Source organism: Enterobacter sp. KBR-315C3_2022, from assembly GCF_041399425.1.
Lineage (GTDB): Bacteria > Pseudomonadota > Gammaproteobacteria > Enterobacterales > Enterobacteriaceae > Enterobacter.
Genome location: NZ_JBGKEB010000015.1, coordinates 1 through 22,819, shown reverse-complemented (window position 1 = coordinate 22,819; position 22,819 = coordinate 1). Strand labels below are relative to the sequence as shown.

Sequence of the window (22,819 nt, the reverse complement as noted above, 5' to 3'; positions counted from 1 at the left end):
GTTTCGATCGTCCTGTCCCCGGCTCAGCAGCGGGGGCGTTAATAGTAATGCATACCCTTCTGGCGATCATGGTTAAAGGTGAAAGATTTTGCTTACGGCCACATAACCGCTTCCTTGTGGTGTTGGGGATGCTTTACCATAATTGGCACTTATCGATTCGTTAAATGGATGTCACATGCTCAAGCGTCGTTATGCAGCGTTGTTACCCGCGCTGATTCTGCTTTCTGCCTGTAGTAGCAAACCGAAAACCGAAGCTGCCCAGCAAACGGCTGGCGCGCCCTCTGGGGGCTTTCTGCTGGAGCCGCAGCACAACGTGATGCAGATGGGCGGCGATTTCGCGAACAATCCGGCCGCCGAGCAGTTCATCGATAAGATGGTCAGCAAGCATGGCTTTGACCGCCAGCAGCTGCATGAAATTTTGTCCCAGGCGAAACGTCTGGACTACGTCCTGCGCCTGATGGACAGGCAGGCGCCGACGGCGCAGGTGCCAACCGGGCCAAACGGCGCATGGCTGCGCTATCGCAAGCAGTTTATTACCCCGGACAACGTGCAGAACGGCGTGGCGTTCTGGAATCAGTATGAAGATGCCCTGAACCGCGCGTGGCAGGTCTACGGCGTGCCGCCGGAAATCATCGTCGGCATTATCGGCGTGGAGACGCGCTGGGGCCGCGTGATGGGCAAAACCCGCATTCTCGACGCGCTGGCGACGCTGTCGTTTAACTATCCGCGCCGCGCTGAATACTTCTCGTCCGAGCTGGAGACCTTCCTGCTGATGGCGCGCGACGAGCAGGACGATCCGCTCGATCTGAAGGGCTCGTTTGCCGGTGCGATGGGCTACGGCCAGTTTATGCCGTCGTCCTATAAGCAATATGCCGTTGATTTCAATGGCGATGGTCACATCAACCTTTGGGACCCTGAGGATGCCATCGGCAGCGTCGCCAACTACTTTAAGGCACACGGCTGGACCCCGGGCGGGCAGGTTGCGGTGCAGGCCAACGGCGAGGCGTTCGGGCTGGATAACGGGTTTAAAACCAAATACAGCGTTTCGCAACTGACGGCGGCGGGCTTAACGCCAACGCAGCCGCTGGGCAACGTCGACCAGGTGAGCCTGCTGCGTCTGGACGTCGGGACCGGCTATCAGTACTGGTACGGAATGCCGAACTTCTACACCATTACCCGATATAACCACAGCACCCACTACGCCATGGCGGTGTGGCAGCTTGGGCTCGCGGTGTCCCAGGCGCGCGTCCCGGCGGCGTCGCCGTTCAGTCAGTAAGTCGCTCCGACGGTCAGGCCGGGTAGGGGAACGCCGCTACCCGGCACTATCGTGCGGCTGATGCTCTCTCCTGCGGGAGAGGGACATTTGCAGAAACATTTCGCCACACTCCCTTTCGCGTCGTCCGTTTACATCTGAGCTGCCACCGTTTATTGTTATGTTATAACATATTTAACGGTATCAATATGCCAACGTCCCTCTTTTCCCTTTCCGCGCCGGTCCGGCTTTCGCTCACGCTGGCGCTTATCGTGTTGCTCGCGCTGGCCGTGCGCTGGGCGGTGCTGTTGCCATGATTGTGATGAACGAGCTGACGGCCGGTTACGAACATCAGGCCGTGACGCGTCCTCTTTCGGGCGTGATTGAACCCGGGAGCATGACCGCTATCGTCGGGGCCAACGGGTGCGGAAAATCCACGCTGCTGAAAACGCTTGCCGGTTTTATTCCTCCCGTGAGCGGCAGCTTTCGCTGGCAGGGTAAACGCCCGGTTATCGGCTGGCTGGCGCAGCGCCATGCGCTGGAGACGAACTTCCCCATTACCGTTCAGGACGCGGTGAGCATGGGGTGCTGGCCCCGGGTTTCGCTTCTGTCGGGCCTGCGCCGCGACGCGCGCCTGCGCGTGGCCCGCGCCCTCGAGCGCGTTGGGCTTGAGCAGATGGCGCAGGTGACGATCGACGCGCTTTCGGGCGGCCAGTTCCAGCGCATGCTTTTCGCGCGCGTGCTGGTACAGGAGGCCCCGCTCGTCATGCTGGACGAACCGTTTACCGGCGTGGATGAGGCGACCTGCAACGCGCTGATGGCGCTCATGCTTGAGATGTACATGCAGGGGCAGACGCTGCTTGCGGTCCTTCACGACAGCGAACGCGTATCGCGGCATTTCCCGCAGACCCTGCGGCTGGACGCGGATAGCCCGTGCTGGAAAACGGAACGGGTGAGGGTGGCATGATCTGGCATCTCTTTTTTGAGCCGTTTATCGATTACGGCTTTATGCGCCGCGCGCTGGTGGTGTGCCTGGCGCTGTCCGTCAGCACGACCGCGCTGGGCGTATTTCTCCTGCTACGGCGGATGAGCCTGATGGGCGATGCGCTCTCCCACGCCATTTTACCCGGCGTGGCGGCGGGGTACCTGCTAAGCGGCATGTCGCTGATGGCGATGAGCGTCGGCGGGTTCATTGCTGGTATTACCGTTGCGCTGGTGGCCGGGCTGGTTAGCCGCCGGACGCCGCTAAAAGAAGACGCCAGCTTTGCCGGTTTATACCTGGGATCGCTGGCGCTGGGGGTGACGCTGGTGTCGCTGCGCGGCTCGAACGTCGATCTGCTGCATCTTCTGTTTGGCTCTATTCTGGCCGTAGACAAAGACGCCGCGCTGTTTGTGGCGGGCGTGTCTATTTTCACCATCATCACGTTGGCCGTTTTCTACCGCGGGCTGGTGACCGAGGCGTTTGATACCGCCTGGCTACAGGTCAATGCCTGCTGGCTGCCCGGGGCGCTGCACGCGCTGTTTCTTGCGCTGCTGGTGCTTAACCTGGTTGCCGGTTTTCAGGTGCTGGGCACGCTGATGGCGGTGGGTCTGATGATGCTTCCCGCTGTGGCGGCGCGGTGCTGGGCGCGCACGTTGCCCGGCCTGCTCATGCTGGCGGGTATCAGCGGTATTTTTTGCGCGTGGCTGGGGCTGAGCCTCTCCTGGGCGGTGAGTTTACCCGCCGGGCCGTCCATCGTGCTTACCGCCAGCGCGCTGTTCCTTTTTTCCATTTTATTCGGCTCGCGGAGCAGGCTGGCTGGCAGCCTGCGCGCGCGTATTTAACGCAAGGGGAAATGATGAAACGTACTGGGTTAATGCTGGCGCTTGCGCTGGGGATGATATCGCACGGGGCGATGGCGAAAACGCTTAACGTGGTGTCCAGCTTTTCCATACTGGGCGACATCGCGCAGGAGGTGGGCGGTGAACATGTGAAAGTGGTCACGCTGGTGGGGCCGGATGGCGATCCGCACACGTTTGAGCCGTCGCCGAAGGACAGCGCCGCACTGAGCAAGGCTGACGTGGTGGTGGTGAACGGTCTGGGGCTGGAAGGGTGGCTTGACCGCCTGGTTAAGGCCTCCGGCTTTAAGGGCCAGCTCGTGGTGGCGTCTGAAGGCGTCAAAACGCATACCCTCGAAGAAGACGGAAAAACCGTTACCGATCCTCACGCCTGGAACAGCGCGGCCAACGGGGCCATTTATGCACAAAACATTCTGCAGGGGCTGATAAAAGCCGACCCCGCAGATAAAGCCGCCCTTGAGGCCACCGGCAAGCCGTATATTGCTTCGCTGACCGGGCTGGATAGCTGGGCCAAAACGCGCTTCAGCCAGATCCCGCAGGAGAAGCGCAAGGTGCTGACCAGCCACGATGCTTTCGGCTATTTCAGCCGCGCGTATGGTGTAACGTTTATGGCACCGCAGGGGCTATCCTCAGAGAGCGAGGCGAATGCGGCGCAGGTGGCTGAAATTATCAACCAGATTAAGGCCGACGGGGTGAAAACCTGGTTTATGGAAAACCAGCTCGATCCGCGTCTGGTGAAACAAATCGCCAGCGCGACGGGAGCGCAGCCGGGAGGTGAACTGTATCCCGAAGCGTTATCCGCGAAAGGCGGCGTGGCGGATACCTACGTGAAGGCGTTTCGCCACAACGTCACTGTCCTCGCGGACAGCATGAAATAGCCTTTCCAGAGCCGGTGCGCGCGCATCGGCTTTTTTCTGAATCCCCCTCGTAAAACCGTAACCTCATCCCCATATCTCACCAGAAAGTGCTATCTTGTGCTGCACGTTTTTCCCAAGCCTGGAGCGAGAATGACTGACCATGAATTGATGCAACTGAGCGAGGTCGTTGGGCTGGCGCTAAAGCAGCGTGGCGCGACCGTCACCACCGCGGAGTCCTGCACTGGCGGCTGGGTTGCCAAAGTAATCACGGATATCGCGGGCAGTTCCGCCTGGTTTGAACGCGGCTTTGTGACCTACAGTAACGAGGCTAAGGCGCAGATGATTGGCGTGCGCGAAGCCACGCTTGAGCAGCACGGCGCGGTCAGCGAACCGGTAGTGATCGAAATGGCGATTGGCGCCCTCAAAGAGGCGCGCGCGGACTATGCCATTTCCATTAGCGGCATCGCGGGGCCTGACGGCGGCAGCGACGTGAAGCCGGTTGGTACCGTCTGGTTTGGTTTCGCCACCGCAAAAGGGGAAGGGATTACCCGCCGCGAATGCTTTAGCGGCGATCGTGAAAGCGTACGCCGTCAGGCAACGGAATATGCGTTGAAAACGCTCTGGCAACAATTTCTACAAAATACTTGATACTGTATGACCATACAGTATAATTGCACCAACAGAACAGAAATCCACGGTGAAGCGCAGCCGCTTCTCCCGGCATGACAGGAGTAATAATGGCTATCGACGAAAACAAACAGAAAGCGTTGGCGGCAGCACTGGGCCAGATCGAAAAGCAATTCGGTAAAGGCTCCATCATGCGCCTGGGTGAAGACCGTTCCATGGATGTGGAAACTATCTCCACTGGTTCGCTTTCTCTGGATATCGCTCTCGGCGCGGGCGGTTTACCGATGGGCCGTATCGTAGAAATCTACGGACCGGAATCCTCAGGTAAAACGACGCTGACGCTGCAGGTCGTTGCGGCGGCACAGCGCGAAGGTAAAACCTGTGCGTTTATCGATGCCGAGCATGCGCTTGACCCTGTCTATGCCCGTAAACTGGGCGTTGATATCGATAACCTGCTGTGTTCCCAGCCGGACACCGGCGAGCAGGCGCTGGAAATTTGTGACGCGCTGGCACGCTCCGGTGCGGTCGACGTGATCGTGGTCGACTCCGTTGCCGCGCTGACGCCAAAAGCGGAAATCGAAGGTGAAATCGGTGACTCTCACATGGGCCTCGCGGCACGTATGATGAGCCAGGCCATGCGTAAGCTGGCGGGTAACCTGAAGCAGTCCAACACGCTGCTGATCTTCATCAACCAGATCCGTATGAAAATTGGCGTGATGTTCGGTAACCCGGAAACCACCACCGGTGGTAACGCGCTGAAGTTCTATGCGTCTGTTCGTCTGGATATTCGCCGTATCGGTGCGGTGAAAGAGGGCGAAAACGTGGTGGGCAGCGAGACCCGCGTGAAGGTTGTGAAGAACAAAATCGCTGCGCCGTTCAAACAGGCTGAGTTCCAGATCCTCTACGGCGAAGGCATCAACTTCTACGGCGAGCTGGTTGACCTGGGCGTGAAAGAGAAGCTGATTGAAAAAGCGGGTGCCTGGTACAGCTACAACGGCGACAAGATCGGTCAGGGTAAAGCGAACGCCATTTCCTGGCTGAAAGATAACCCGGCTGCTGCAAAAGAGATTGAGAAGAAAGTGCGCGAGCTCCTGTTGAGCAACCAGGACTCCAAACCGGATTTCGTGGTTGATGCTGCGGATGCTGAAGAAACAAACGAAGACTTTTAAGTCTCTCGTGTAAAGATGAAGGGCTGCTGATGCGGCCCTTTTTGCATTTCTGAATCTGCAGGTTTTTTATGAGTGAACCGACATCCCGTCGCCCCGCCTATGCCCGATTATTGGATCGCGCGGTACGCATTCTGGCGGTGCGCGACCACAGCGAGCAAGAGCTGCGGCGTAAGCTCTCGGCTCCCGTGATGAGCAAGAACGGACCGGAAGAAATCGATGCCACGGCTGAAGATTACGATCGCGTCATCGCCTGGTGCTACGAGCAGCGCTACCTGGATGATGACCGCTTCGCCGGTCGGTTTCTGGCCAGCCGCGGCCGCAAAGGCTATGGCCCCGCCCGCATCCGACAGGAGCTGAACCAGAAGGGCGTTGCCCGTGAGTCCATTGAAAAAGCGATGCGCGAATGCGAAATCGACTGGTGCGAGCTGGCGCGCGAGCAGGCGGTACGTAAGTACGGTGAGCCGCTGGCGCGTGAATTTTCAGAAAAAGTCAAAATCCAGCGCTTTTTGCTCTATCGCGGCTTTCTCATGGAAGATATTCAGGATATCTGGCGTAATTTTACCGATTGAACGCATGCGGGATTTTACTTCCCTTTAAAGAAAACTTATCTTATTCCCACTTTTTCCAGTAGCTGGTCTGTCCAACTGTTTACAGATACAGGCTTGCTACGACATTTCGTTAGCTTGATTCCAGGATAATTATGAGCAAGAGCACCGCTGAGATCCGTCAGGCGTTTCTCGATTTTTTCCATAGTAAGGGACACCAGGTTGTTGCCAGCAGCTCCCTGGTACCGAATAACGACCCGACTTTACTGTTTACCAACGCCGGGATGAACCAGTTCAAGGATGTTTTCCTTGGTCTCGACAAGCGTAATTATTCCCGCGCCACAACCTCACAGCGTTGCGTGCGTGCGGGCGGTAAACATAACGATCTGGAAAACGTCGGCTACACCGCGCGTCACCATACTTTCTTCGAAATGCTGGGCAACTTCAGCTTCGGCGACTACTTCAAACACGATGCAATCCAGTACGCGTGGGAACTGCTGACCGGTGAAAACTGGTTCAACCTGCCGAAAGAGCGTCTGTGGGTTACCGTCTATGAAACCGATGACGAAGCCTATGAGATCTGGGAAAAAGAAGTCGGCATTCCGCGCGAGCGTATTATCCGCATCGGCGATAATAAGGGCGCGCCGTATGCGTCTGACAACTTCTGGCAGATGGGCGATACCGGTCCGTGCGGCCCGTGCACCGAGATCTTCTACGATCACGGCGACCACATTTGGGGCGGCCCTCCAGGCAGTGCGGAAGAAGATGGCGATCGCTATATCGAGATCTGGAACATCGTCTTCATGCAGTTTAACCGTCAGGCCGACGGCACCATGGAGCCGCTGCCAAAACCGTCCGTCGATACCGGCATGGGTCTGGAACGTATTGCGGCGGTTCTGCAGCACGTTAACTCCAACTATGAAATCGACCTGTTCAGCACGCTGATCAAGGCCGTTGCCGACGTGACCGGTGCGACCGATCTAAGCAACAAATCGCTGCGCGTTATCGCCGACCACATTCGTTCCTGTGCGTTCCTGATTGCCGACGGCGTGATCCCATCGAATGAAAACCGCGGCTACGTGCTGCGTCGTATCATTCGTCGCGCGATCCGTCACGGCAACATGCTGGGCGCGAAGGATACCTTCTTCTATAAGCTTGTTGCGCCGCTGATTGGCGTAATGGGCGCTGCCGGTGATGAGCTGAAACGCCAGCAGGCGCAGGTTGAGCAGGTTCTGAAAACTGAAGAAGAACAGTTTGCCCGCACGCTGGAGCGCGGACTGGCTCTGCTGGACGAAGAGCTGGCGAAGCTCAAGGGCGACACGCTGGACGGCGAAACCGCGTTCCGCCTGTACGACACCTACGGCTTCCCGGTTGACCTGACGGCAGACGTTTGTCGTGAACGCGACATCAAAGTTGATGAAGCGGGCTTCGAAGCGGCGATGGAAGAGCAGCGCCGTCGCGCGCGCGAATCCAGCGGCTTTGGTGCCGACTACAACGCGATGATCCGCGTTGACGGCGCCTCTGAATTTAAAGGCTATGACGCGCTGGAGCTGACCGGCAAAGTGACCGCTCTGTTTGTTGACGGTAAATCCGTGGACAGCATCAGCGCGGGTCAGGATGCGGTGGTCATTCTGGACAAAACGCCATTCTACGCTGAATCCGGCGGTCAGGTTGGCGATAAAGGCGAGCTGAAAGGCAACGGCTTTAGCTTTGCGGTTACCGATACGCAGAAATACGGCCAGGCCATTGGCCACCTCGGCAAGCTGGCATCCGGCTCGCTGAAAGTGGGCGAGGGCGTTCAGGCTAACGTTGATGAAGCTCGCCGCGCGCGTATTCGTTTGAACCACTCTGCAACGCACCTGATGCACGCCGCGCTTCGCGACGTGCTGGGTACCCACGTTGCGCAGAAAGGTTCTCTGGTTAACGACAAAGTGTTGCGTTTCGACTTCTCGCACTTTGAGGCGATGAAACCGTCCGAAATCCGTGCGGTTGAAGACCTGGTGAACGCGCAGATCCGCCGCAACCTGCCAATCGAAACCCATGTTATGGATCTCGAGGACGCGAAGAAAAAAGGCGCGATGGCGCTGTTTGGCGAGAAGTATGACGAGCGCGTTCGCGTGCTGAGCATGGGTGATTTCTCCACCGAACTGTGTGGCGGTACTCACGCCTCCCGCACCGGTGATATCGGCCTGTTCCGCATCGTTTCCGAATCAGGAACGGCAGCGGGCGTGCGTCGTATCGAGGCGGTGACCGGTGAAGGCGCAATTGCCAGCCTGCACGCGCAGAGCGATCAGCTGCACGATATTGCACAGCTGCTGAAAGGCGATAGCCAGAACCTGGGCGAGAAAGTGCGCGTTGCGCTGGATCGTACTCGTCAGCTGGAAAAAGAGCTGCAGCAGCTGAAAGAACAGGCCGCGGCGCAGGAGAGCGCAAGCCTCTCCAGCAAAGCGGTAGAAATTAAAGGCGTCAAACTGCTGGTCAGCGACCTGGCCAGCGTTGAGCCTAAAATGCTTCGCACTATGGTCGACGATCTGAAGAACCAGTTAGGTTCGACGGTTATCGTACTGGCGACGGTGGCAGAAGGTAAGGTTTCTCTGATTGCGGGGGTCTCTAAGGATGTGACCGACCGTGTTAAAGCAGGGGAACTGATCGGTATGGTCGCCCAGCAGGTGGGTGGCAAAGGTGGCGGTCGTCCTGACATGGCGCAAGCCGGCGGTACGGATGCGGCGGCGCTTCCAGCAGCATTAGCCAGCGTTGAAAGCTGGGTGAGTGCGAAACTGTAATAACTAAAAAGCACAAACAGACGCCATAGCGGCAACGTTATGGCGTCTTGTTCACTGCGCTATCGATAACGATAAAGTCAGGTTGAGTTTGTGTATATCGGCTAAACTTACGTTTAACAGAATGTGATGCCGTGACTGCTTACACATTACGTGTTTGTCATCGCTTACTTTTTGGCGTTATATGATGGATAATGCCGGGATACAAGAGACCCGACTCTTTTAATCTTTCAAGGAGCAAAGAATGCTGATTCTGACTCGTCGAGTTGGTGAGACCCTCATGATTGGGGATGAGGTCACCGTGACAGTTTTAGGGGTAAAGGGTAACCAGGTTCGTATTGGTGTTAACGCCCCTAAAGAAGTATCTGTCCACCGTGAAGAGATCTACCAGCGTATCCAGGCTGAAAAATCCCAGCAGTCCAGTTACTGATATTGTCGCGTCTCGCTGTCGGGCGAGACGCAACTCTCCCCATTTTTCTCTCTTAACGTTACCTTTCGATTTCAACCGCTCAAATTTTCATCTTTCTCGTTGCCTCAACACGCCCCACATCCTTTGAACGGCTTCACTAAAACGCGCTGTAAGCCGGTAAAATCCGCTTATAAAACACCCTCTTTGTGGCTTTTACATGCTAATTGCGTGTGATTTGTGCAAACGGTAAAAGCTTTTGGAAAATTGTTTGACTTATAAGTCCCAGAAAGTAATATATGCGCCACGCAGCGACGAGAAGCTCTTAACGAGTTACTCGAAGCACTTGAAAGAGGCGTTGTGTGGTGAGGTGGCCGAGAGGCTGAAGGCGCTCCCCTGCTAAGGGAGTATGCGGTCAAAAGCTGCATCCGGGGTTCGAATCCCCGCCTCACCGCCATTTTGCATCCGTAGCTCAGCTGGATAGAGTACTCGGCTACGAACCGAGCGGTCGGAGGTTCGAATCCTCCCGGATGCACCATCTATTACTTCATATTGCTTTAGAAGTGATATGAATATCGAGTAGTACAGTAGTAAATCTCGATGCATCCGTAGCTCAGCTGGATAGAGTACTCGGCTACGAACCGAGCGGTCGGAGGTTCGAATCCTCCCGGATGCACCATCTATTACTTCAAATTGCTTTAGAAGTGATATGAATATCGAGTAGTACAGTAGTAAATCCCGATGCATCCGTAGCTCAGCTGGATAGAGTACTCGGCTACGAACCGAGCGGTCGGAGGTTCGAATCCTCCCGGATGCACCATATTCTCCGAGATAACAGCGATGCTGTTGTTTCAAGGTCTGCGAGTCAATCGCGAGCACCAGGGAGGATAACGTTGCTTCAGCAACGGCCCGCAGGGCGAGGCGTAAGCCGAGTAATCCTCCCGGATGCACCATATTCTCCCTCTTTGTTTATTCCTTCGACGTTCCGTTAATCATCGCATCTGCAATCAGCGACAAAAACCCCCATTTACGATAAAGTAATGCTTTGTTAATCGGTTAGCGAGAGCACGATGTACGCAAAGTATGACGGTTTGATCTTCGATATGGACGGCACTCTCCTGGACACCGAGCCTACGCATCGTAAAGCCTGGGATGACGTCCTTGGGCGCTACGGCATGCGTTTCGATTTACGGGCGATGGTAGCCCTCAACGGATCGCCAACCTGGCGTATTGCTCAGGCCGTGATTGAGCTTAATCATGCCGATCTCGACCCCCACCAGCTCGCGCGCGAAAAAACCGATGCGGTAAAAGCCATGCTGTTAGACACCGTGCGCCCTTTGCCGCTCATCGACGTGGTCAAAGACTGGCACGGACGTCGACCGATGTCGGTTGGCACCGGCAGTGAAAGCGCGGTTGCCGAAGCGTTGCTCAATCATCTGGGCCTGCGCCACTATTTTTCTGCCGTGGTCGCGGCCGATCATGTTAAAAATCATAAACCTGCCCCGGATACCTTTCTGCTTTGCGCGGAACTGATGGGCGTGCCTGCCGAAAAATGCGTCGTTTTTGAAGATGCTGATTTTGGACTTCAGGCCGCGCGGGATGCGGGCATGGCCGCGGTGGACGTTCGCCTGCTGTGAGTGACGCGCTGTCACTCGCCTCATTATTCGCCAGCAGTTTTTTAAGCGCTACGCTCTTACCGGGTAATTCGGAAGTCGTGCTGGTGGCGATGCTGCTGTCCGGCGTCAGTCAGCCCTGGTTGCTGGTCTTAATAGCAACAATGGGTAATAGCTTTGGAGGGCTGACTAACGTTATTCTTGGGCGTTTCTTTCCGCTGCGTGAAAAATCGCGCTGGCAGGAAAAGGCAGTCGGCTGGCTAAAACGCTATGGCGCTGCCACGCTATTATTAAGCTGGATGCCTGTAATAGGCGATTTACTGTGTCTGCTGGCGGGATGGTTACGCATCTCCTGGGGACCGGTGCTCTTTTTTTTGTGCCTTGGCAAGGCGTTGCGCTATGTTCTCGTGGCATGGGTAACACTACAGGGTATGACGTGGTGGCACTAATTGGTGGAATGAATACGCGACCTTCAATCGTCAACCATTACAATTATGCTGGGTAACATTACTTTGACAGGCGGGAGGTCAACTTGATCCCGGACGTATCACAGGCGCTGGCCTGGCTGGAAAATCACCCTCAGGCACTGAAGGGGATTCAGCGTGGGCTTGAGCGCGAAACGCTGCGCGTTAACGCGGATGGAAGCTTAGCGACGACGGGTCACCCGAAGGCGTTAGGATCGGCGCTGACACATAAATGGATCACCACCGATTTCGCCGAAGCGCTGCTGGAGTTCATTACTCCCGTAGAGGGCGATATCGATCGCATGCTGAAAATCCTGCGCGATGTCCATCGCTTCACCGCCCGTAATCTGGGCGATGAGCGCATGTGGCCGCTGAGCATGCCATGCTATATCGAGCAGGGGCAGGATATTGAACTTGCGCAATACGGCACCTCGAACATTGGTCGTCTGAAAACGCTCTACCGCGAAGGCCTGAAGAACCGCTATGGCGCGCTGATGCAAACCATCTCTGGCGTTCATTACAACTTCTCGCTGCCGATGGCCTTCTGGCAGGCGAAGTGCGGTGAAAGCGATAAAGAGGCGATATCAGCGGGCTACCTCCGTCTGATTCGTAACTACTATCGTTTCGGCTGGGTTATCCCGTATCTCTTTGGCGCATCTCCTGCCATCTGCTCGTCGTTCCTGCAGGGAAAACCGACCACGCTGCCGTTCGAGAAAACCGATTGCGGCATGTACTACCTGCCGTACGCGACCTCGCTGCGCCTGAGCGACCTTGGCTATACCAATAAGTCGCAAAGCAATCTCGGAATTACGTTTAACGATTTGCACGAGTATGTGGCAGGATTGAAGCGGGCGATCAAAACGCCGTCGGAAGAGTACGAAAAAATCGGCCTTGAAAAAGACGGCAAGCGCCTGCAAATCAACAGCAACGTGCTGCAGATTGAAAACGAGCTGTACGCGCCGATTCGCCCTAAACGCGTCACGCGGAGCGGTGAAACGCCATCTGATGCGCTGCAGCGCGGCGGGATTGAGTACATTGAAGTACGCTCGCTGGACATCAACCCGTTCTCGCCGGTTGGCGTCGACGAGCAGCAGATCCGCTTCCTCGATCTGTTCATGGTCTGGTGCGTGCTGGCTGACGCGCCGGAAATGAGTTCTGACGAGCTGTCCTGCACGCGCACGAACTGGAACCGCGTGATCCTCGAAGGCCGCAAGCCGGGGCTGACGCTCGGCATCGGATGCGAAACGGCGCAGTTCCCGCTGACGAAAGTCGGTAAAGATCTGTTCCGCGACCTGAAGCGCGTTGCGCAGACGATGGACAGCATTGACGGCGGCGAGGCGTATCAAAACGTCTGTGACCAGCTGGTTGAAAGCTTTGATAATCCGGAACTGACGTTCTCGGCGCGCATTCTGCGTTCCATGATTGAGCAGGGCATTGGCGGCACCGGGCGTTCGCTCTCGGCGGAGTATCGTGAGATGCTGATGCATGAGCCGTTAGAGGTACTGAGTGAAGCCGACTTTGTGGCGGAGCGTGAGGCTTCCGTGATGCGCCAGAAAGAGGTTGAGGCGGCGGATACGGAGTCGTTTGAAGCGTTTCTGGCGAAGCAGGCTTGAACCAAAAGAAAAAGGCCACATCGCTGTGGCCAAAATATACATCTCTGAATTCAGGGATGATGATAACAAATGCGCGTCTTTCATATACTCAGACGCGCATTCTGTAGAAGAGTTCAGTTTATTTTAAAAAAAATCACTATCGGAGGTGACGTATGCCGTTATTAGATAGCTTTACCGTCGACCATACCCGTATGGAAGCACCTGCAGTACGCGTTGCGAAGACCATGCACACCCCGCACGGCGACACGATCACCGTCTTCGATCTGCGCTTCTGCGTGCCGAATAAAGAAGTGATGCCGGAAAAAGGCATTCACACCCTGGAGCACCTGTTTGCCGGATTCATGCGTGACCACCTGAACGGCAACGGCGTTGAGATCATCGATATCTCCCCGATGGGCTGCCGTACCGGCTTCTACATGAGCCTGATCGGTACGCCTGAGGAGAAGCGCGTCGCGGACGCGTGGAAAGCGGCGATGCAGGACGTGCTAAAGGTGAAAGAGCAAAACCAGATCCCTGAGCTGAACGTATACCAGTGCGGCACCTATCAGATGCACTCTCTGGAAGAAGCGCAGGAGATCGCCCGCCACATCATCGAGCGTGACGTTCGCGTCAACAGCAACGACGAGCTGGCTCTGCCGAAAGAAAAACTGCAGGAACTGCACATCTAGTCGTGTGCCTGTAGATGCCCGGTGGCGCTGCGCTTACCGGGCCTACGGATGTGTCGATTATCGTAGGCCGGGTAAGGCGCAGCCGCCACCCGGCAACCATCGCAGAGAACTAGTGCGCCCCGCCCCCGCCGCTACCAGCACCAAACGGTGGTTTAGCAAACCACACCAGTCCCAGCAGGACGATAAAGATCCCCGCCGATATCCAGAAAATCTCGTTCGCCGAGATAATCAGCCCCTGGTTGGTGATCTGCTGCGCTATCCAGCCGGACGCCTGCTGCTCCGTCATCCCCATGCCCTGAAGCTGGTTGTACATCTCACGGGAGTTCGGATTGAACGGGTTCACCGCTTCGGTTAATTGCGCGTGGTGCATCGACTCGCGGTTCGTCCACAGCGTGGTGGTGATCGACGTCCCGATAGAGCCGGCCAGCGTTCGGGTGAAGTTCGACAGGCTCGACGCCGCCGCCATGCGCTCAGGCGGCAGGCCGGAGAGCGTAATGGTCGTCAGTGGCATAAAGAAGCACGCCACGGCGAAGCCCTGGATGAACTGCGGCCACGCGGACGCGCCAAAGTCCATGCCCGGCTCGAACGTATACGCGCGCCAGTAGAAGCAAACCGCATACATGATGAAGCTGAACGTCACCAGCCTGCGCATGTCGAGCTTGTGGGCGAAGCGGCCGATAATCGGCGACAGCAGCACCGGGATCAGCCCAACCGGCGCAGAGGCCAGGCCCGCCCAGGTGGCGGTATAGCCGTAGACCTCCTGCAGCAGCTGCGGCAGCAACACAATTGCGCCGAAGTAGAGCATGTAGGCCAGGCTGATGCACAGGCAGCCTATGGTGAAGTTTCGCGACTTAAACAGCGACAGATCGACTATCGGGTTATCGTCCGTCAGCTCCCAGACGATCAGGAAGCTCAGCGATATCACCGCGACGACCGTCAGAACGATGATCTCTGTCGAGTTAAACCAGTCCAGCTCTTTGCCCTGATCGAGCATCACCTGCAGGCTACCGATCCCAATCACCAGCAGCGCCAGGCCAATGGCGTCAATGCGCCGCTGCTCCGTGCGGGTCTCGCGGCCGCGCAGCGTTTGCAGGGTCAGCATCACCACCAGCGCACCAATCGGCACGTTGATAAAGAAGATCCAGCCCCAGTGGTAGTTGTCGCTGATATAGCCGCCGAGGATAGGCCCGCAAATCGGCGCAACGATCACCGTCATCGACCACAGCGCCAGCGCGATGGAGCGCTTGGCGGGCGGGTAGTTGTTCAGCAGCAGGCTCTGCGACAGCGGAATCAGCGGCCCGGCGACAATCCCCTGGATGACGCGGAAGAAGATCAGCATCGTCAGGCTGGTGGACATGCCGCACGCCCAGGAGGCGACAACGAATAAGATCGTTGACCAGAGGAACAGCTTCACTTCACCAACGCGCTTCGCCAGCCAGCCGGTGATCGGAATGGAGATGGCGTTCGCCACCCCGAATGAGGTGATAACCCAGGTGCCCTGGCTCAGCGACGAGCCAAGGTTACCGGCGATGGTCGGGATCGCCACGTTTGCGATGGTGGAGTCCAGCACCTGCATGAATGTCGCCAGCGACAGCGCAATGGTCATAATGACCAGCTGCGCGCCCTCCAGCGGTTTTTGCGGCTTTTGCTGTTGCATAACGCTCACCTTCGGCTTAACCGGCGTTTGCCTTCACGATGTCATCGATCAGCTTATTGACCGGATCGAGGCTAATTTCACGGGCGTTACTTTCATAAGCCGGGCTGGTCCGCACCTGGCTTGCCAGGATTTGGCCGTCGCGGTTGGCGGTATCCACCGTCACCAGCGTCGAAAGGCCGATGCGCAGCGGGTGGTCGGCCAGCTGTTTCGAATCCAGCTCGATACGCACCGGCAGGCGCTGCACCACCTTGATCCAGTTCCCGGTGGCGTTCTGCGCGGGGAGCAGGGAGAAGGCGCTGCCCGTTCCCATATCCAGACCGACCACTTTACCGGTGTACTTCACGTCATCGCCATAAATGTCGCTGACGACCGTTGCGGTCTGGCCGATGCGCATGTGGGCAAGCTGCGTCTCTTTAAAGTTCGCATCCACCCACAGGTTGTTCGCCGGGACGACCGCCATCAGCGGCGTGGTAGGGCTGATCTGCGCGCCAGGCTGCACGGAGCGGCGAGAAACGTAGCCGGTCATCGGGCTGACGATTTTGGTACGCTGCAGGGCGAGCCAGGCGTTACGCACCTCGGTGGCAGACTGCTGCACCGCCGGCTGATTTTCCAGGCTTGTCCCCAGCACCATCGCCTGATTCGCGTTGTACTGCTGAATGGCGACATCCAGCTGGGCCTGCGCGCTGGCAACCGCATCGCGGGCGTGCTGCAGCTCTTCACGGCCAATCAGGTTGGCGCTGCCGAGCGGAACGCGGCGGTTCAGGTCGCTTTGCGCCTGCGCCAGCGCGGTTTTCTGCACGTCGATGCTGGCCTGCAGCTGCTTGCTGTTGATCATCAGCTGGCGGGTCTGACGCACGCTGGAGGCCAGCGCGGTCTGCGCCTTTTCAAACGCCTGCTGGGCGTCGGTCGGATCGAGCGTCACCAGCACATCGCCCTTTTGCACAAAGTCGGTATTGTCAGCCCAGACTTTCGTCACGCTGCCCGACACCTGCGCCATGATTTGTACCTGGTTCCCTGCCACGTATGCATCGTCTGTCTCTTCAGCGTGACGCAATACTAAAAACCAATAAATCCCATATGCCACGGCAATAATAATAAAGAGCAAGGTCAGCAGAAGAAGGGCGCTCTTGCGTTTGCCTTTCTTATTGACCGGTTGCTGCGGGGTAACGTTCTCCGCATTTGCGCTCATTGTAGTTCTCCACGATCTTCTTATTTTCACATCGGCTATGCCGACCTGCTGTCAGAAAGGCCAGCAGTGTGACGTGCTGGCCTGTCGGTAATCTTATAAATCTGGAATGTTGAGCGTGTCGTCGCGTTAGCGCAGCGCCTCAAGAACGGCGCCATCTTCATCCATCTGGTCCAGACGGGTGAGCAGCTTGCGGGTGATGTGCTCAAGCTGGTCGCGCTCGGCGGTGCTCAGGGCGGACCACAGTTTGTGCAGGCAGTTGTGCTGAGGTGGCAGCACCTCACGCAGGAATTCGTGACCCTTATCGGTCAGCTGCAGATGCAGGCAGCGGCGATCGTTATCGCTTTCACGGCGCTCAATCCAGCCGCGCTTTTCCAGCTCATCGGCAATGCGGGTAGCGTTGGTGCGGGATGAACCCAGCGCGCAGCTCAGCTCAGACGGCTGAATGCTGTGGTTTTCCTGAGACTCCAGCGTAATCAACGCCATAAATAACGTCTCGTTAATCCCTTGAGCTTTCAGCATCTTATTACGATTATCCAGCAGTTTACCCTGCATGTGCATGCACAGGCGGGTCAGCAGAATTTCCTGATACGGGAAGTCCTCGTGACGACTGGCGCGGAACTTAAGCATTTGTTCAATGGGCGTAAACGAACTATCCATTTGGGCATAACCTCATTAATTACAGCCGATATAGTAACGATAGTGACAAATAATGTAAATGAATTATTTGTGCGGTTATATCCGCTAAAGCAATGTCACTATCGGAAAGTGCCGGGTAAATCCGTGACCCGGTGAGCACAGAAAGCGTAGGTGTTGAACCCGTGGATGAGAGGATGTGAGGGCTGGGGTCTGAACTATTCATGCCGTTAGCTAATATATCACCCACGTTAAAATTTCTGGGATAAATGATTGCGTTAACCTTAACAGATGCAGGCCTCCTTTACACCCCGGGAGGCCTAAAGCATTGTAAAACTTAGTGAGCCGCTTCCTGGCGGTGATAGCCGCGCCACCAGACCAGCAGGTTCAGCGCCGCCACGATGGCCCCGATTGCGCAGACGCCCGTCCAGCCCGCGTGCTGCCACGCCGAGGCTGAAATGAGCGATCCCGCCGCGCCGCCAATGAAGTAGCTGGTCATGTATCCCGCCGTCAGGCGGTTACGCGCCTCGGGCTTCACGCGGTAGATGACGGTCTGGTTAGTGATATGAACGCCCTGCACGGTGAGGTCAAGCACCAGAATCCCGACGATCAGCGCCAGCACCGAGATATGCCCGTACCAGATTGCCGCCCAGGAGAGGAGCAGCAAAACCAGCCCGGCGGAGGTGGTCAGGTGCGATTTGCCCTTATCGGCGAGGCCGCCCGCGGGACGAGCGCCCAGCGCACCGGCGGCACCGGCAAGGCCAAACAGGCCAATCACCGCTTCGGAATAGTTAAACGGCGGCGCGGCCAGCAGAAACGCCATCGACGTCCACAGAATGCTGAAGTTCGCGAAGGTTAAACATCCAAGCAGGGCGCGGGTGCGCAGCAGCTTATCCTGCGTGAACAGGCTGAAAACGGAGGCGAGAAGCTGCGGATAGTTCAGGTGATTCTCCTGCTTGACCTTTGGCAGCCCGCGCCACAGCGCCAGCGCCATCACGGCCATCAGCGCGCTCGCAACCCAGTAAACGGTGCGCCAGCCGCCGAGGCTGGCCAGCAGGCCCGCAACGGTTCGCGCCAGCAGGATCCCCAGCAGCAGCCCGCTCATGATCGTCCCGACGACCTTGCCGCGTTTATCCGGCGAGGCAAGCGTGGCCGCCAGCGGCACCAGGATCTGCGCCACCACGGAGAACAGCCCCGTCAGCGCGGTGCCGATAATCATCATCGTCAGCGACTGGCTGCTGGCGGTGATCAGCATCCCTCCGGCGGCGAGCAGCGTCATGGAGACGATCAGCATCCGGCGCTCAAACATGTCGCCCAGCGGAACGAGGAACAGCAGTCCGGCGGCATAGCCGAGCTGAGCGGCCGTTACGATAAAGCCCGCCGAACTGGCGGAGAGGTCGAAGGCGCGGGCGATGGTATCGAGCAGAGGCTGCGCGTAATAGTTGCTGGCGACGGCAAGGCCGGTTGCCACAGACATTAAAAGGATCAGTGCCGGGCTAAGCCCTTGAGTTGATTTGGTCATCAGGTTTGCGGATCGTCAGTTGAGTGATTATTTTTCCGGAAACCATCATACCGAATGATTGTGAATGTTGGGGGATTGTTACGTGCTGGATTGTGCGGTTTAGGGGATTGTGCTGTTGATCCCCTCACCCCGGCCCTCTCCCCAAAGGGGAGAGGGTGGTCAATGTCCCCTCTCCCCTTTGGGGAGAGGGTTAGGGTGAGGGGTAAGGTTTTGTATTTACTTCTGCGCGTCAAGCGCCTCTTTCACCCAGCCGTCGAACTGCTGCTGGTGGGCCTTGATCCAGCCGTCAACGTGGCCTTTCACGTCCGCTTCAGAGGATTTACCCTCGTGCATCATCGCATTCTGAGCGTTGATGTCGGCCAGCGGCAGCTTCATTACCGAGAACAGCTTCGCGGCCGCCGGGTTTTTCTCCGCCCAGGCTTTGTTGGCAACGATATGCATGGTGTTCACCGGGAAGCCGTAGTTCATGCCGTTCGGCAGCTTGGTGTCGATATCCTTTTGCTCGCCCGGCAGGGAGGAGAACGGCACCTGCAGCCACACCACGTCTTTGCCCGGCTTCAGCACGTCGCTGACCCAGTACGGCGTCCAGGTGTAGTAGATAACCGGCTTGCCTTCCTTAAAGCGGGCGATGGTGTCGGCCATCATCGCCGAGTAGTTGCCGTGGCTCACGTCGACGGTCTTCGCCAGATCGAACGCTTTGTTCTGGTGGTTAATCACCGCCTCGCAGCCCCAGCCCGGTGAGCAGCCCATCATGTCGGCCTTGCCGTCGCCGTTGGTATCAAACAGCTTGGCAATCTTCGGATCTTTCAGCTGTTCAATGTTGGTGATGTGATACTTGTCGGCGGTTTTCTTGTCGATCAGGTATCCCTGCGCCGCGCCGGTCACGAAGGTCCCTTCGCGGTAGAACTTCTTGTCACCGCCCGCGGCGGCATACATGTCGTCGTGCAGCGGCTGCCAGTTAACGGCGGTGAACGTCGCATCGCCGGAGGCAATCGAGGTGTAGCCCACGTTGTAATCCACTTCGCTGGCGGTGTTAACCGTATAGCCCAGCTTTTCCAGCGCGCGGCTCACGATCTGAGTCTGGAAGGACTCTTCCGAAATGGTGCTCTGCACCGGCTGCACGGTAATGCCTTTGCCCGGCAGATCGGCCGCATAGGTGCCGGTGGAGACAAGGGTGGCAAACGCTGTGGCAAAAAGTACGCTATGTCGCATCGTTGTTCCTTATTTTGATTTCGTGAAAGGGCGGGTGAGTAACCCGACGGGGCCGGTGGTATACCAGCGACGGTTGCCGCGACTGCGTGAATCACGACCGACGGCCTGCGTGAGGCGGTCAAGAATAATGGCGAGGATCACAATCCCGACGCCGCCGACGGTCGCCAGCCCCATATCGAGGCGGCCAATCCCGCGCAGCACCATCTGACCCAGGCCGCCTACCGCGATCATCGAGGCGATCACCACCATCGACAGCGCCAGCATCAGCGTCTGGTTAACGCCCGCCATAATGGTCGGCATGGCCAGCGGCAGCTGAACCTTAAACAGCATCTGGCGCGGGCTGGCGCCGAACGAGCGCGAAGCCTCGATCAGATCCGCCGGCACCTGGTTAATACCCAGAATGGTCAGACGAATAATCGGCGGCAGGGCGAAGATAATGGTCACCACCACGCCCGGCACGTTGCCGATCCCGAACAGCATAACGATCGGCACCAGATACACGAACGCCGGGGTGGTCTGCATGGCATCCAGCAGCGGTCGAATGATCTTCGCCGCCCGCGGGCTGCGGGCCAGCCATATCCCCATCGGCAGGCCGATAACGATACAGAACAGCAGGGCAGTCAGCACCAGCGCCAGGGTGATCATCGCCTGCGACCACGCGCCAATCGCGCCGATGGCAATCAGCGAGACCAGCGTGGCGATCCCCATCCCCGCGCTGCCGAACTGCCAGGCAATCAGGGAGAACAGGATAATCGCCACCGGCGCTGGCATGCCCAGCATCAGCTGCTGGAAGCCGTTGAGGATGTAATCCACCGGCACGCGGATCCCCTGGAAAACGGGGCGGAAGTGGGTGACCACCCAGTCGATCCCTTCCGTGACCCAGCTGTCGAGCGGGATCAGCGTTTTATGGAACGGGTCCATAATATTGAAGTGCTCGGGCGCAGGGGCCGGAGCGCTGTTCAGCCAGTCTGCCGCGCCGCCATCGGTTGGCGCAGGCGTGGATGAGCCCCACGCGTCGGCGGATTGTGCAGCGCTGTCCGCTGCTTCGGTGGTGCCCCACGGGTTAGATTGATCAGCCATTGTTTGCCCCCTCGCGATCTAAAGCCTGCAGCAGCATCCGTTTTGAGATGATGCCGACGTACTGTTGTTCTTCACCGACGACCGGAACGGCACAGGGTGCCTGGCCAACGTGTGAGAGCAGTTCGCTAAGCGGCGTTTCGGCGTCCACGGCAAGCGGGGCGTCGATCAGTGCCGCATCAATGCCCTGATTTTCAGCCAGAGCGGTTTTCAGGGAGTCGATGGAGACCACGCCAACAAATTTGTTGCCGCGTTCAATCAGATAACCGTATTCCCGGTCCTCGTCCTGCAGCAGCTTGAGCGCGGAGCGCGGGCCGAATCCCGGCGTTTTACGAATAAGACCGTTCGGGGAACGACGGGCAATATCTTTGGCGCTAAACACCTGGCTAATATCCACGCCGCGGAAGAAGGTGCGGACGTAATCATTTGCCGGATTATTGAGAATTTCATCCGGCGTGCCGACCTGCACCACTTCGCCGTTTTGCATAATGGCAATACGATCGCCAATACGCATAGCCTCGTCCAGATCGTGGGAAATAAAGACAATAGTACGCTGATGTTTCGCCTGTAATTTTACCAGCTCATCCTGCATCTCGGTGCGAATTAATGGATCGAGCGCCGAGAAGGCTTCATCCATTAATAAAATGTCGGGATTAATCGCCAGCGCGCGGGCTAATCCAACGCGCTGACGCATGCCGCCAGAAAGTTCATCCGGATAGCCGTGAGCATAATTTTCCAGGCCAACCTGACGAAGGGCATCAAGCGCTTTTTCCTTGCGCTCTTCAGCCGCAACGCCCGCTAATTCCATACCAAAGGCGGTATTATCCAGTACCGTCATGTGCGGCATTAATGCGAATGACTGGAACACCATCGCAATCTTTTTTCTGCGCACCTCGCGAAGCTCTGCGTCCGATATTTTGGCAATATCCACGCCGTCAATCAGCACCTGTCCGCGGGTGGGTTCAATCAGGCGATTGAGAAGGCGAACCATAGTGGATTTACCCGAGCCGGATAACCCCATGATGACAAAAATCTCGCCTTCTTCAATGGCCAGACTGGCGTCTTTAACGCCAAGCGATAGCCCTGTTTTTTCCAGAATTTGCTCTTTCGAAAGTCCTTTCTCGATGTATTTGAATGCGCGCTGCGGATGCTCGCCAAATACCTTATAAAGATTCTTCACTTCTAATTTAATTGCCATGCAATAGAGAGTGTCCTGTTATTTGTTTATGTCGATATGATTACCATGGTAAATAGTTAACTGGCATTACCCTAACATACTGAGAATCTGAGACAACCCTGAGTGGGTACATGGCATGAATTTTGCCGCAAGCGAAACGGCTGAATTTCCCATGAGTAAAGGGCTGAGGGCGATTTGAATTTTTCTGATTTTTTTGCTGCTGCGTCGGGAAATTTCGCCTGATTCGGTATGAATCAGGCGAATATGACGGTGAAATTACAGTGTAGTTGTTGTGGAAATATTCGGCTGGAAAGAATGTGATTTATATTAAATTAATGAACGTTAATTTCCCCTCTCCCCAAAGGGCGAGGAAGAAAAGGGGGCTCCAAACAATCCCCTCTCCCCTTTGGGGCTGAGGGTTCCCCAGAAAAATGAAAAGCACGATGAAGTGTGATCTACTGATTGCGCCAACAAAACAGAAGAGACCTCATCGTGCCTTTACATACAGTCTGCCAGAGA

Annotated in this window: 20 protein-coding genes and 4 tRNA genes; 17 read left to right on the top strand and 7 right to left on the bottom strand. The window is 57.0% G+C overall.

Translation table 11 applies throughout. The features are described from left to right. Window positions 1-175: 175 nt before the first annotated feature. The 17 genes from mltB to luxS all read left to right on the top strand — a co-directional run bounded on the left by mltB (window position 176) and on the right by luxS (window position 13,833). Complete coding sequence (gene mltB / locus AB8804_RS15910; protein ID WP_371187811.1) at window positions 176-1,276, top strand: lytic murein transglycosylase B; 1,101 nt, start codon at window positions 176-178, stop codon at window positions 1,274-1,276. A 289-nt stretch (window positions 1,277-1,565) separates the two neighbouring features. Then, window positions 1,566-2,219 carry a metal ABC transporter ATP-binding protein gene (locus AB8804_RS15905; RefSeq protein ID WP_371187809.1) on the top strand — a complete coding sequence of 218 codons (654 nt, stop codon included), beginning with the start codon at window positions 1,566-1,568 and terminating at the stop codon, window positions 2,217-2,219. Next, window positions 2,216-3,076: a metal ABC transporter permease gene (locus AB8804_RS15900; RefSeq protein WP_371187807.1), complete on the top strand. Its 861-nt coding sequence runs from the start codon at window positions 2,216-2,218 to the stop codon at window positions 3,074-3,076. The genes AB8804_RS15905 and AB8804_RS15900 overlap by 4 nt, the downstream gene beginning before the upstream one ends. Window positions 3,077-3,090: 14 nt before the next feature. After that, window positions 3,091-3,969: a metal ABC transporter substrate-binding protein gene (locus AB8804_RS15895; protein WP_371187957.1), complete on the top strand. Its 879-nt coding sequence runs from the start codon at window positions 3,091-3,093 to the stop codon at window positions 3,967-3,969. Window positions 3,970-4,098: 129 nt separating this feature from the next. Next, window positions 4,099-4,596 carry a nicotinamide-nucleotide amidase gene (gene pncC, locus AB8804_RS15890; RefSeq protein ID WP_371187805.1) on the top strand — a complete coding sequence of 166 codons (498 nt, stop codon included), beginning with the start codon at window positions 4,099-4,101 and terminating at the stop codon, window positions 4,594-4,596. A gap of 89 nt (window positions 4,597-4,685) precedes the next feature. After that, entirely contained in the window at window positions 4,686-5,744 is a 1,059-nt protein-coding gene (recA, locus tag AB8804_RS15885) for a recombinase RecA (protein WP_112009664.1), read from the top strand. Window positions 5,745-5,812: 68 nt separating this feature from the next. After that, window positions 5,813-6,313, top strand: coding sequence for a recombination regulator RecX (gene recX / locus AB8804_RS15880; protein WP_371187803.1), 501 nt, complete (start codon window positions 5,813-5,815; stop codon window positions 6,311-6,313). Between the two features lie 131 nt (window positions 6,314-6,444). After that, window positions 6,445-9,072 (top strand): alanine--tRNA ligase, encoded by a 2,628-nt coding sequence (gene alaS, locus AB8804_RS15875; protein ID WP_371187801.1) that lies wholly within the window; start codon window positions 6,445-6,447, stop codon window positions 9,070-9,072. A gap of 241 nt (window positions 9,073-9,313) precedes the next feature. Beyond that, window positions 9,314-9,499, top strand: a complete 186-nt coding sequence (gene csrA, locus AB8804_RS15870) for a carbon storage regulator CsrA (RefSeq protein ID WP_000906486.1) — start codon at window positions 9,314-9,316, stop codon at window positions 9,497-9,499. A gap of 340 nt (window positions 9,500-9,839) precedes the next feature. Beyond that, window positions 9,840-9,932, top strand: a tRNA-Ser gene (locus AB8804_RS15865). Between the two features lie 4 nt (window positions 9,933-9,936). Further along, window positions 9,937-10,013 (top strand) — tRNA-Arg (locus AB8804_RS15860). Between the two features lie 64 nt (window positions 10,014-10,077). Beyond that, window positions 10,078-10,154: transfer RNA gene (locus tag AB8804_RS15855), tRNA-Arg, on the top strand. Between the two features lie 64 nt (window positions 10,155-10,218). After that, window positions 10,219-10,295, top strand: a tRNA-Arg gene (locus AB8804_RS15850). A 250-nt stretch (window positions 10,296-10,545) separates the two neighbouring features. Further along, on the top strand, window positions 10,546-11,112 hold the full coding sequence (gene yqaB, locus AB8804_RS15845; protein WP_371187799.1) for a fructose-1-phosphate/6-phosphogluconate phosphatase: 567 nt from the start codon (window positions 10,546-10,548) through the stop codon (window positions 11,110-11,112). Next, window positions 11,109-11,537, top strand: a complete 429-nt coding sequence (locus tag AB8804_RS15840) for a YqaA family protein (RefSeq protein WP_371187797.1) — start codon at window positions 11,109-11,111, stop codon at window positions 11,535-11,537. Before yqaB ends, AB8804_RS15840 begins: the two co-directional genes overlap by 4 nt. Window positions 11,538-11,620: 83 nt before the next feature. Then, on the top strand, window positions 11,621-13,165 hold the full coding sequence (gshA, locus tag AB8804_RS15835; RefSeq protein ID WP_371187795.1) for a glutamate--cysteine ligase: 1,545 nt from the start codon (window positions 11,621-11,623) through the stop codon (window positions 13,163-13,165). A gap of 152 nt (window positions 13,166-13,317) precedes the next feature. After that, on the top strand, window positions 13,318-13,833 hold the full coding sequence (gene luxS / locus AB8804_RS15830; protein ID WP_006178155.1) for an S-ribosylhomocysteine lyase: 516 nt from the start codon (window positions 13,318-13,320) through the stop codon (window positions 13,831-13,833). A gap of 109 nt (window positions 13,834-13,942) precedes the next feature. Here the strand turns inward: luxS and emrB are convergent, their stop codons facing one another. From emrB to proV, 7 genes are all read right to left on the bottom strand, one after another. Continuing rightward, complete coding sequence (gene emrB, locus AB8804_RS15825) at window positions 13,943-15,490, bottom strand: multidrug efflux MFS transporter permease subunit EmrB (RefSeq protein ID WP_371187793.1); 1,548 nt, start codon at window positions 15,488-15,490, stop codon at window positions 13,943-13,945. Window positions 15,491-15,506: 16 nt separating this feature from the next. Next, window positions 15,507-16,679: a multidrug efflux MFS transporter periplasmic adaptor subunit EmrA gene (gene emrA / locus AB8804_RS15820; RefSeq protein WP_371187791.1), complete on the bottom strand. Its 1,173-nt coding sequence runs from the start codon at window positions 16,677-16,679 to the stop codon at window positions 15,507-15,509. Window positions 16,680-16,805: 126 nt separating this feature from the next. After that, window positions 16,806-17,336, bottom strand: a complete 531-nt coding sequence (mprA, locus tag AB8804_RS15815) for a transcriptional repressor MprA (RefSeq protein WP_371187789.1) — start codon at window positions 17,334-17,336, stop codon at window positions 16,806-16,808. 313 nt (window positions 17,337-17,649) lie between these two features. Beyond that, window positions 17,650-18,834: an MFS transporter gene (locus AB8804_RS15810; protein ID WP_371187787.1), complete on the bottom strand. Its 1,185-nt coding sequence runs from the start codon at window positions 18,832-18,834 to the stop codon at window positions 17,650-17,652. A gap of 216 nt (window positions 18,835-19,050) precedes the next feature. Further along, window positions 19,051-20,046, bottom strand: a complete 996-nt coding sequence (proX, locus tag AB8804_RS15805) for a glycine betaine/L-proline ABC transporter substrate-binding protein ProX (protein WP_371187785.1) — start codon at window positions 20,044-20,046, stop codon at window positions 19,051-19,053. Window positions 20,047-20,055: 9 nt separating this feature from the next. Continuing rightward, window positions 20,056-21,126: a glycine betaine/L-proline ABC transporter permease ProW gene (proW, locus tag AB8804_RS15800; RefSeq protein WP_371187783.1), complete on the bottom strand. Its 1,071-nt coding sequence runs from the start codon at window positions 21,124-21,126 to the stop codon at window positions 20,056-20,058. Continuing rightward, on the bottom strand, window positions 21,119-22,321 hold the full coding sequence (gene proV / locus AB8804_RS15795) for a glycine betaine/L-proline ABC transporter ATP-binding protein ProV (RefSeq protein ID WP_371187781.1): 1,203 nt from the start codon (window positions 22,319-22,321) through the stop codon (window positions 21,119-21,121). The genes proW and proV overlap by 8 nt, the downstream gene beginning before the upstream one ends. Window positions 22,322-22,819 lie beyond the last annotated feature (498 nt).

Coding starts and splice junctions, on each gene's coding strand:
- mltB (WP_371187811.1), top strand. CDS start 176: ATGCTCAAGCGTCGTTATGCAGCGTTGTTACCCGCGCTGATTCTGCTT.
- AB8804_RS15905 (WP_371187809.1), top strand. CDS start 1,566: ATGATTGTGATGAACGAGCTGACGGCCGGTTACGAACATCAGGCCGTG.
- AB8804_RS15900 (WP_371187807.1), top strand. CDS start 2,216: ATGATCTGGCATCTCTTTTTTGAGCCGTTTATCGATTACGGCTTTATG.
- AB8804_RS15895 (WP_371187957.1), top strand. CDS start 3,091: ATGAAACGTACTGGGTTAATGCTGGCGCTTGCGCTGGGGATGATATCG.
- pncC (WP_371187805.1), top strand. CDS start 4,099: ATGACTGACCATGAATTGATGCAACTGAGCGAGGTCGTTGGGCTGGCG.
- recA (WP_112009664.1), top strand. CDS start 4,686: ATGGCTATCGACGAAAACAAACAGAAAGCGTTGGCGGCAGCACTGGGC.
- recX (WP_371187803.1), top strand. CDS start 5,813: ATGAGTGAACCGACATCCCGTCGCCCCGCCTATGCCCGATTATTGGAT.
- alaS (WP_371187801.1), top strand. CDS start 6,445: ATGAGCAAGAGCACCGCTGAGATCCGTCAGGCGTTTCTCGATTTTTTC.
- csrA (WP_000906486.1), top strand. CDS start 9,314: ATGCTGATTCTGACTCGTCGAGTTGGTGAGACCCTCATGATTGGGGAT.
- yqaB (WP_371187799.1), top strand. CDS start 10,546: ATGTACGCAAAGTATGACGGTTTGATCTTCGATATGGACGGCACTCTC.
- luxS (WP_006178155.1), top strand. CDS start 13,318: ATGCCGTTATTAGATAGCTTTACCGTCGACCATACCCGTATGGAAGCA.
- emrB (WP_371187793.1), bottom strand. CDS start 15,490: ATGCAACAGCAAAAGCCGCAAAAACCGCTGGAGGGCGCGCAGCTGGTC.
- emrA (WP_371187791.1), bottom strand. CDS start 16,679: ATGAGCGCAAATGCGGAGAACGTTACCCCGCAGCAACCGGTCAATAAG.
- mprA (WP_371187789.1), bottom strand. CDS start 17,336: ATGGATAGTTCGTTTACGCCCATTGAACAAATGCTTAAGTTCCGCGCC.
- AB8804_RS15810 (WP_371187787.1), bottom strand. CDS start 18,834: ATGACCAAATCAACTCAAGGGCTTAGCCCGGCACTGATCCTTTTAATG.
- proX (WP_371187785.1), bottom strand. CDS start 20,046: ATGCGACATAGCGTACTTTTTGCCACAGCGTTTGCCACCCTTGTCTCC.
- proW (WP_371187783.1), bottom strand. CDS start 21,126: ATGGCTGATCAATCTAACCCGTGGGGCACCACCGAAGCAGCGGACAGC.
- proV (WP_371187781.1), bottom strand. CDS start 22,321: ATGGCAATTAAATTAGAAGTGAAGAATCTTTATAAGGTATTTGGCGAG.